The organism is Frateuria defendens (assembly GCF_001182895.1).
GTDB lineage: Bacteria > Pseudomonadota > Gammaproteobacteria > Xanthomonadales > Rhodanobacteraceae > Frateuria_B > Frateuria_B defendens.
Map to the genome: position 1 here is coordinate 1 of NZ_LFQR01000118.1, position 10,462 is coordinate 10,462.

Below are 10,462 nucleotides of genomic sequence, written 5' to 3' on the forward strand. Positions count from 1 at the left end.
GCTCCACGTCTGCGCCAGGCTGTGGCTGTCATCGCGGCGGCTCGCTTCCGGATCCACCGCGCCGAAGCGCGTGGCGCTGGTGTTGAAGAAGCGGCTCTGGCTGACCGACTGGCTGTGCGCCTCGCTGTGCGTCTGCTCGCCGGCGTTCAGCGCCACGTCGTGGCCGGCGCTGAGCACGAGTGCCTGGCCCGCCGTCAGCTGCGCCGCCGTCGCGGTGAGGTCATGCCCGGCCGCCACGCTGACCGCGTTGCCGCTCAGTGTGCTGCCGACGGCGTAGCTGTCGCTCGTCGCATCGTGGGTCTTGGTGGTCTTGCTGCTCAGGAAACCGCTGGTCGTCTTCTTGGTGTCCTGCTCCCAGCGGTGGGTCTCGGTGGCGGCGTTGAGGGTCACGTCGCGGCCTGCGGCCACCGTCACGGCCCCCTTGTCACTGCCGAGCGTGCTGGCGGTGAGGGCCGCATCGCGCCCCGCGCTCAGCGTCACGCCGTTCATGCCGGCCAGCGTGGCGCCGCGCACGGTCTGATCCAACGTGCGGGTGTCGATGACCGTATGGCCTTGCACCGTCTGGCTGGCGCTGCGCGCCGTGTCGGTCACGGCCGTCAGGGCGAGGTCGCGACCCGCGCCGAGGCCGATCGCCTCGCCCTGGATCTGCGCGCCCTGGCCGCTCAGGTCGCGGCCCGCCGCCACGGCCACTACGCCGCCGGCCGTGAGCGTACTGACCGTATGCGTGGTGTGCTCGGTGCCGTCTTTCACGCCACCTTGGCCAACGGTTCGACCCGTCGCCGCCAAGCTGAGATCGCGCCCGGCCACCAGTTGGGCATCCCGCCCGGCGCTGATCGCCGTGGCGGTGGCGGTAAGGTCGCGGCCCGCCGCCAGCGCCAGGCTGCCGCCCGCCGCCACCGGCGCCGCATCCAGGCTCAGGTCGCGACCCGCGCTGAGGCCCAGGTCGCCGCCCGCCGTGATGCGCCCCGGCTGGAGCGTCGTCAGGGCCACCGTGGACACCGGGCCGCTCAGGTTGCCCAGGTTCACCGTGCCCAGCTGCTGCGCCACGCTCACGCCCGAGCGCACGTCGTTGCCCGCCACCAGGCTGACGTTGCCGCCGGCGCTCAACGTGCCGCCGTTCAAGATGTCCTGCGCGGCCGTGACGGAGAGGTTGTTGCCGGCGCTCAGCGTGCCGCTGTTGAGCAGGTTCGACGCGGTGAGCTGTGCATCCTGGCTCGCGGCGATGGTGCCGTGGTTGGTGATGTCGCCGCTGGCGGTCAGGATCACGTTCTTGCCGGCGATGGTCGCCCCGCCCGCGGCCAGCGCCTTCGCATGCTCGGCACTCAGGTACACCACCGGCGTCAGCACCTGCTGGCCGTCCACATTGACCGATACCAGCCACACCATGTCCTGGGTCAGGCTGGCCATCTGCTCGGGCGTCAGCGCCACGCCCACGCTCAAGGAGAACTGCTGCGCCGCCTGGGCGCCGTTGTTCATCAGATCGCGGTACTGCGACAGCGCGTCGGTATTGTCCGAGAGGAAGCGCCGCCCCGTGAGCGAGGTGATCTGGTCCAGTACCTGGCGTTCTTCATAGAAGCCGTCGCCCAGGCGCTTGCGCACATTGTCCGGTGCGTAGTCCAGCTTCTCCAGCAGGTAGTCGCTGCTGATGAACTGTGTGTAGCTGGTGAAGCGCGGGTCGGTCTCCACCAGGTAAGGACTGCTCGGCTCGCTGTGGACCGTGTACAGCCCCGATTGCGGCAGGCCGACGGTGGGGTTCGGGCCGCCCAGGCCGGCGACGACCTGCGGGGCGGACATGGGTGTGCCGGTACGGCTGCCCGCACCGAGCGGGCCCGTGTCCTTGGCACCGGCCGTACCGGGGCCTGCGCCATGGCCCGCGACCGTTCGCCCCTGGGCCAGATCCAGCGATCCACCGGACGTGGCGCCTGGCGCCTGGCCCAGCGCTACACCGCCCACGTTTCCGGTTCCGCCTGCGACAGCACCGACGGCACCGACGGCGCCGCCGCCGACCGATTGGCTGCCGCTATTGCCGCCCAGGCCGATAACGCTGTGTACGGGCTGGCCGTCTGCACCCACGACGACGTTGTCGATGGTGTGAGCCGTGATGGCGACCGTGTCACCGGCGCTCATGACCGCATCCGCGGCATCGCTGCCGCGCAAGGCGCCGAACAGTCCCTGAGCCTGGGCCAGCTTCATCTCGTAGCTGGACTGCGTGCTCCCGTAGGTCTGGAAGTCGCCCCCGACCCAGCGACGGGGATCGTGGATCAGGTGCTCGAACTCGACCTGCGCGACGGTATTCCGGCCCACGGTCACTGTCGGCGTCCAGGCGATGTTACTCACGGTTTCGCCGCCGACCGCACCGCCGCCGCCATTGCCGTCCTGGCCGTTGACGATCAGGTTGTGGCCTGCCGCGATCGCGGATTTGTCGTTGAGCACCGAGCCGGAAATCGTGATGTCCCCACCGGCCAGCAGCTGGCTTCTGGCGCTGCTGCGCGACAGCAGAGTCTGGGTCAGCACGGTGTCGGTGCTGGTACCCTGGAAGCTGCTAGCCGTGCCGCTGCCGCTGCGATAGCCGACGCATCGCGAAGAGCTGTCGCTGTCGTGCGTCACGCAATAGGCATCGGCCTGGGCCACTTCGCTGGCGCCGACGACCTGGCTGGCGTCAACGTAGGGAGGCTGGTGCGTGGGATCGCCGTCGTCATAGCGATAGCGCTTCACCGATCCCTCGGTGTAGCTGTTCAACGCCTGCTCGGCCGCACTGAGCTGGTAGAGCTGAGTCTCGAAGACGCGCCGCTCGTTCGTGAACTGGTTCGCCGCCAGATAGATGCTGCCGTCGGCCTCGATATCGCCGGAACGGTTCATCACGGCCGCGCTGCGGTGACCCGCCGCGTCGGCCGCCATCGTGAGGTTACCGAGCGTGAAGAGGGTGGCATCGCGGTTGAGCAGCGTGCCGCTCACATACAGCGAGATGCTGTCGGTCGCCGCGACCAATGCCCCTTGGTAGGCAGGATTGCCGGTGGCTTGCCCCAGGTCGGCACCATTGGTGAAGTTACCCGCCGTGGCAGTGATCGCCCCGCCGATGAGGGTGCCCGTATTGCTGATGGTGGGCGCATTGAGGGTGAGCGTGTCGCCTTCCACGCGGCCGGCATTGCTCAGGCTCCCACGGGCGTTGAGCGCGGTGCCGGCACTGTTGAGCGTGGCGCCGGCGGCATTGGTGATGTTGCCTGCGTTGATGGTGAGATGGCGTACCGCCTCCAGCGTGGCGCCGGAGGGATTGCTGAAATCGCCGCCCAGGGACAGGGTCAGATCGCGATTGGCCTTGATCTGGCTGCCGCTTCCGTTGGTGTAGCCGCCCGACAGACTCAGGCTCAGATCCTGTCCCGCGACGGCGCGACCATTGCCGAGGAGGCTGCCGAGGTCCAGCCCGATGTTGCCGTTTGCGCCCAGATCGCCGCCGTCGTTGTTCAGCTGCGCCAGGGCAAGGCTCACATCGCCGCCGGCGCTGATGGCGCCGCCGGCCGTGTTGGTCAGGCTGGCTCCGCGGTTGCTCCAGCCGAGCTGGCGCGCGGCGTAGGCGGTGCCGCCGGCGTTGTTCATGCCACCCAGGACCAGGGTGAGATCCTGCCCCGCGACGAGGTGCCCCGTGCCGCTGTTGTCGAGGCTCCCCGCACTCAAGCTCACGTTGCCCTGTCCACCCAGCGTGCCGCCCTGGTTGGCGATGCCACGGCCGGCCGCGACGGTGGTGGCGCCGGCGCCGGCGTTGGCAAGACGGCCTCCGGTATTGTCGAGACTGGCCGCGTTGACGTCGAGCGTAGCCGCGCCGTTGCCGGCGCCCGCTTCCAGCCGGCCCTGGCGGTTGCTCAAGGTCGAGCCGCTGCGGACATGGAGATGGCTCAATGCCTGCAAGGCGCCGTTGTCGTTGGTGAGCGGGCCGTTGGCCTCGGCATCCAGCGCGCGGCCGGCATAGATCTGGCCTGCGTTGAGCAAGCTGCCCGCATGCACGGAGACGTCGCCGTTGCCGCCGATGAAACCGTTGCCGGCGTTGCTGAGCGCACCGGCTGTGGTGAGGCCGAGAGCCTGGTTGCCGGTGACCTTGAAGAAACCGGACCGGTTGTCCAAGGTGCCCAGCGTCGCCGTCAGCGTGCCGCCAGCCTGCACGGTGCCGCCGGCATTGGTGGCGGCACCCGTCACGCTGAGACCCACGTTGCGCGCGGCCAGCGTGCCACCGCTGTTGTTCAGCGTGCCACCGCTGTTGTTCAGCGCGCCGGCAGCGAGCGTGACGTCGCCGGCCATGCCAATGCTGCCGCCGGCACTGTTGTCCAGGTTGCCACCGGCGTTCGCCGCCAGTGCGCCGTTGCCGGCGATGCGCCCGCCGGTATTGAGCAGGTCGCCGCCGGCGGTCAGGCGCAGTGTGCCCGTGCCCGCGTGCTGGATGGTGCCGGCACTGTTGTCCAGCGATGCCGCGCCGAGGGTGAGGTTGCCGGCGTTGACCGCGAAATTGCCGTGAGCGTTGTCGAAAGCCCCGGCCAGATTGACGCCAAGATCGCCGCCACCGCTTTGCAGCAGGTTGCCGTAGCGATTGTCGAGACGGGTGATGCCGAGAGAGAGCGTGCCCGCGCTGAGCCGTCCGCCCTGCGCCGTGACGGTGCCGCCATTGAGCAGCGCGCCGGCCGCATTCAGCGTGAGCGTGCCGTTGGCCGCGAAGTCGCCGCCGCGGTTGTCGACGTCGCCCTGGGTCGCGGTGAGGCCGGCATGGCCACCGGCGCGGGTCTGGCTGCCGGAAAGGTCGATGGCGCTGCCGCGGAGTGTCAGGCCGTTGCCGGCCAGCATGCGGCCGTGCGAACCGAGAGCGCCGGCCACGGTCACGCCGAGATCGCCGGACGTGCCCAAGGTGCCATCGGCCTGCAGGCCCGCGGCGAGGGTGCCGGCGCCGTCCAGGCTGCCCGCCTGCACGCTGGCGTTGCCGGCGGCGGCCAGCACGCCCGCATTGGTCAGCGCACCGCCGAGGTGCCAGAAAAGATTGCCCAGCGCATAGACGTTGCCGCTGTTGCCCGCGGCAGCGGCGATGGCCGCGTTCATCGCCGCGCCACTGCGCACCGTGCCGCCGTTGTCCAGGCTGGCCAGGGTCAGGTTCACGCCCTGGGCGCCATACACGGTGCCCGCGTTGGTCAGGCCGCCACCGAGCTGGAACGTGGCCTGTTGCGCACCGTAGAGCGTGCCGCCGGCCTGGTTGTCCAGGCTGCCTTGGCCGGCGACGGACAGGTTGCCGCCGGCCTGGACCACGCCTGCATTGGTCAACTGGTTCGCGGTGTCGGCACTGATGCCGCCGGCGGCCAGCCACTGGCCCGTGGTGCGGTTGAGCAGGGTCTGGTTGCCACTCAGGCTCAAGGCCGCACCGGCTTGTACGCGCCCGCTGTTGTCCACGGCCGCCGCCTGGACGACGACGTCGCCACCGCCCTGCATCTGGCCGCTGTTGACCAGGCTGGCCGTGGTCAACCGCATGGCCTGGCCACTGACCGCCGTGCCCGCGTTGCTCAGGCTCTGGGTGCCACTCAGGCTCAGCGCACCGGTGCCGCTCAGCGCCCCCTCGTTGTCCAGCGTCGCGGCGGCAAGATCGAGGTCGCCGTTGTCGGCCTGCATGGCGCCGCTGTTGCTCAGTCCGGTGCCGGCCGTGATGGCCGCACCGGACTTGGCTTCCAGCGTCCCGGCATTGGCGAAGGCCCCGGCCGTGATGGCGATGTCGCCGCCACTGTAGAGGTCGCCGCCGCTGCTGGACGTGAAGTTGCCGGTGGCATGCGCGGTGAAGGGGCCGTCGATGGCGTAGAGCTTGCCGCTGCTGGTCAGTGCGCCGCCGCTGGAAAGGTCCAGGGTCTGCTGTGCCTGGATGGCGCCGCTGCTGGACATGTCCCCGGCACTGCTCACCGCAAGCGTGCCGCCGCTGCGCAGGATGCCGGGGTTGTCGACACGCCCGGCCGCTAACGTGGCGGCGTGCGCCGCGTAGAGCAGGCCCGCGTTGCTCAATGCCTGGCTCAAGGCCAGGTCGAGGTCATGACCCGCATAGACCGTCGCGCCGGCCACGTTGGAGAGCGAGGCGGCATGCCCCAGGGCAAGATCGCTCCCGGCCTGCAGCACGCCGGCATTGCTCACTGCGCCGGTGTTGTCCAACGTCAACGCACCGTCCGCGAGCCATTGCGCGCCAGCGAGGTTGTTGAAATCTCCTCCGCCGGCATAGCCGCTGCCCTTGGCGTACAGGCTGCCGCCGTTGTCCAGCGCGGCCGCCTGCACGTGAAGATCGGTGCCGCTCTGAACTTGGCCGGTGGCGGCGTTGATCAGATGGCCGGCCGCAAGGGAAAGCCCTGCACCACTCACCAACGTGCCGCTGTTGCTCGCCTGGGTGCCTACGGTGGCACCGAGCGCGCGCGTGGCGCTGAAGGTACCTGCATTGTCGAGGCTTCCTGCCGTGAGCGCGATGTCGCCCTGATCGGCTTGCACCACGCCGGTATTGGCGAGCGCACCGCCGATGCCGAGCGTGGCCGAGTGCGTCGCCTCCAGCGTGCCGGCCTGGGTCAGCGAGGCGGCCTTGAGCACGACGTCGCCGCTGCCGTAGAGGTCGCCCGTGCCCTGGTTGCCGAAACTGCCGTCGACCTGCGCCGTCCAGCCACCGCCCAGCGCGTGCAGCTTGCCGGCATTGGTCAGCGCGCCGTGCGCGCGCAGGTTCAAGGCCTGCCCGGCCTGCACCACGCCGCCGGTGGCCAGGTCGGCGCCTTCCAGGCTCACGTTGCCGGTGGCGACGGCCTGGCCCGTGCTGCTCAGGGCCCGGCCGGTGCTCAGTGTGAGGTTGCCGGTGGCGCTCAGCGTGCCGCGGTTGCCCAGGCTGCCGCCGCCACGCAGGCTGAGGTCGCCGTTGTCGGCCTGCAAGGTGCCCGTGTTGCTGATGTCGCCGCCGCTGCTCAGGCTCAGGGCCTGCTTGGCTTCCACCGCGCCGGCGTTGGTGAACGAGGCCGCATTCATCGTCCACGTGCCGACGCTGTAGAGATCGCCGCTGCCAGCGCTGGTCAGGGCGCCCGTCAGGGTGACCGTGCCGTCGCCGCCCAGCGCGTACAGCTTGCCGCTGTTGCTCAGGCTGCCGCCGCTCAGCGACAACGCCTTGCCGGCCTGCACGATGCCTGCCGTGGTCAGGTCGCTGCCGCCCAAGGACACATTGCCGCCGGCCACCATGGACCCCGTGCTGCGGAGCGACTGGGCGGCCATCAGCGCGACATCGCCGGCGGCGCTCAGGCTGCCACCGTTGGTCGCATGGGCCACGCCGCTGAAGGCGAGATCGCCGCCATCGGCCTGCAACACGCCGCTGTTGTCGACGTCGCCCCCCAGATACAGGTTGAAGCCCTGCGCCGACTCCAACGTGCCGGCATTGCTCAACGAAGCGGCGCTCAACGCGAGCGGACCGCCAGCATAGACCGTCGCGCCCTGCCCGTTGACCGCGGCGGCGCCGGCCTGCAACGTCAGTGCCCCGCCCTGCGCCTGCACCTGGCCGCGGTTGGCGAACTGCCCACCCGCCGAGAGCGTCATCGGGCCACCGCTGTAGAGCACGCCGCCGGACGTCAGGTCGCCGCCGGCATGGACGTTGACGGCAGCGCCGGCCGCGACGGTGCCGGTATGGCTCACCGATTGCAGTGCACCGACCGTCACCGAGCCGGTGGCCGTCGTGCGGCCGGCCAGCACCACATCGCCGGCGCTGGTCAGCGTGAGGTCGCCGCTTTGCGCGGCGATCTCACCGCGATTGTTGATGCCCAGGCCGGCCTCGGTGCCGACCAGCCGGATCACGCCGGCGTACATGCCGCCCAGCGCCGAAACGTCCAGCGCCACGGCCGGCTTGTCGCCCTCCGCCGCGATGGGAGCGGTGGCGAGGCTGTTGTAGTCGACCCGGTTGGCGCCGGTGACGACATTGAGCTGCCGCGCCCACACGCCGGCATTGACGCTGACCGCGCGCGCGATCAGGTCCACCCGGTCGATGCCGCTGCCGTCCAGCCCCTGGCCGTTGACTGTGATCGTACCGCCGGCGACGTTCAGCGCCTGCAGGCTTCCGTCGCTGCCCAACACGGGACGCCCTGTCGTCAACACGCCTCGCGAGGCGTTGATGAATCCGCAGCCGGTGCAGTCGATGCCGTTGGGATTGGCGACGATCACCTCCGCGCGCTGCCCGGCCACTTCGAGCGCGCCGCCGAGCTGGCTGCGCTGCGTGCCGGTGACTTCGTTGAGGATCAGCCGCGCCGCCGTGCTCCCGCTCAGGTTCGGGTTGCCGTAGACGTAGCCGGCCAGCTGCGTCTGCGAGAGCTGGCTGCTGTTGTTGAGGATCAGCCCTTGCGTGCCGACGTCGAACTGCTGGTAACGGTTGTGCGACAACCCCGCTCCGTTGGGCGCGGCGATATTGACCACCGGCACGCCGTTGGACGCCGCCAGCGTGGCGGTCTGGGTGCTGCCATCCGGATGGACCTGCGCGTGCGCGGCCGGAAGGCCCAGCGCCAGCGTCACCGCGGTCCACAGCAGTTGCCGCTGCAAAGTACGCGGCCAGCGCGCGCCGCCGGCCGGGTTCGCGGCGCGGCGGGAGGAGTGAGAACGTCGCGTGTCCATCATGGCCTCGATCCTTGTCGACTCCGTTCCGAATCCGGCATGGCCGGACTCACATCAAAACGTGTAAATCCACTGCATGCCGGCGGCCGGCCGACGGGTACGGACCCCCCTGGGCTCGTGCAGCGCCCAGCCGGCGAAGAGATCCCAGTTGAGATTCCAGCGCCCACCGCGCAGGCCGACCACGGCGCCGCTCAGGCTATGGCTGGAGAGCCCATTGCCTGCCCCTTCGTTGACCTGCGCACCGCCGACCCGGCCCATGTCCAGGCCGCCGTACAGCGCCAGGCCGCTGCTACCCATCGGGAGCGCCAGGGTGTTGCGCCAGTAGGCGCCGTGCGCACCGCCCAGGGTCTGCTCGCCGTCGAAGCCGCGCACGGTGTAGCGCCCGCCGATGGTGAGATAGTCCTCGACGTAAAGCCGGTCGCCGGTGCCCTGCGCACGCAGTTCGGACGTCCATAGCCAGCTTTGGCCCAGCGACTGGAACGGCAGGCTCAGCGATGCATCGAGCGTGGTCACGCCGTAGCGGTAAGTGGGGCCGCCGGGCGTGGCCGCCTGCCATTGCCCGCCGAACCAAGGCACGCCGCGACGGTAGGCCAGGCGCAGATCGAGCTGGGCATTACCGAGGTAGCGGCGGTGCAGCAAGGCCAGTTCGGCCGCGCGCGTCTGCCGGCGCTGCACGGCAATCTCCACGCCGTTGACGTAGCTGTGCGCCTGGCGGGCATTGATCGTGAACTGGATCGAGGTGCGGCTGCGCGCGTCGCGGTGCAGGAGGCGCGTGGCGCTCGCCGAGGTCGTACGCGAGCGGCCGGTGAAGTCGAAGGTGGTGTCCGAGCCGGTAACCGGCTGGCGATAACCGTAGTTCCAGCTGCCCAGGTTGAAGGTCCAGTTGCCCCAGGGCAGCCCGTAGTTGAAGTTGGCGCCGTGCGTCCCCTTCTCGCCGCGGTAACCGCCCACCGAATGATTGACGCCGGCACTGAACAAGTCGTTGATGCCCAACGGCTGGTCGAGCGCGAGGTTGATGCCGCCTTGCTCCCGGCCGGTGGCATTGGAGCCGCTGTCATCGAGGTTGAAGGTGACGCGCCATGGCTTGTCGCGGGTCACCGTGAGCACGAGATCGGAGCTGTCCGGCGCGCTGCCCGGCGCAATGTCGATCTTGACGTCCTGCGACGGCACGCGCTTCAACTGCTCCAGCCCCTGCTCGATGTCACGCAGGTTGAGCAGGTCGCCGGGACGCATCGGCAAGGCGCTGCGCCAATCCACCTTCGCCGACCCCGGCGCGAAGCGCACGGCGCCGAGCGTGCCCGGCACCAGGAGAAGGCGCAGGTTTCCCTGGGCAAGGTTCTGCTCGGGCACGGCCACGCGCGTGGTGACATAGCCGCGAGCAAGGATCAGATCCGACACCCGATGGGCCAGGAGCTGCAAGCCCTGCACCCCGACGCATTGGCCGGCATAGCGGTCCAGGTAGGACTGCACGAAGCCGAACGCATCGCTGCGCGGCCCTTCCAGGCGCAAGGTCTTCAGGTGGAAACAGGGGGATTCCTGCGGCAAGGCCAGTTGGCGGTAGTCGCCGGAGGTGCGTGCCTGCAGGCGTACATCAGGGGCCGTGCGCTGGCGTTCGCGCTGTTCGGCCTGCCGCTCTGCACGCTCACGTTGTTCCTGATCCTGCGCGGCCTGCGCAGCCCGGCCCGTCTGGTCCGGCGGCGGCAGCGTTTGCGCGGCGGCTTGACTGGCGGCGAATCCCACGCCGGCCAACATCGTCACGACGCGACAACCATGGCCCAGCCCATATGGCACTGAGCCGAAGAGCGAACTACCCATCCTAGGAGCGTGGGCGGTA

2 protein-coding genes are annotated in these 10,462 nt (G+C 69.9%); both read right to left on the minus strand.

All coding sequences use genetic code 11. The annotated features are described in order from the left end of the window. Positions 1-8,631 (minus strand): two-partner secretion domain-containing protein (locus tag ACH65_RS14720; protein ID WP_049623372.1); only part of this gene is annotated, 8,631 nt, incomplete at its 3' end. Between the two features lie 51 nt (positions 8,632-8,682). Next, entirely contained in the window at positions 8,683-10,380 is a 1,698-nt protein-coding gene (locus ACH65_RS14725) for a ShlB/FhaC/HecB family hemolysin secretion/activation protein (protein WP_064504873.1), read from the minus strand. Between the last annotated feature and the right edge of the window lie 82 nt (positions 10,381-10,462).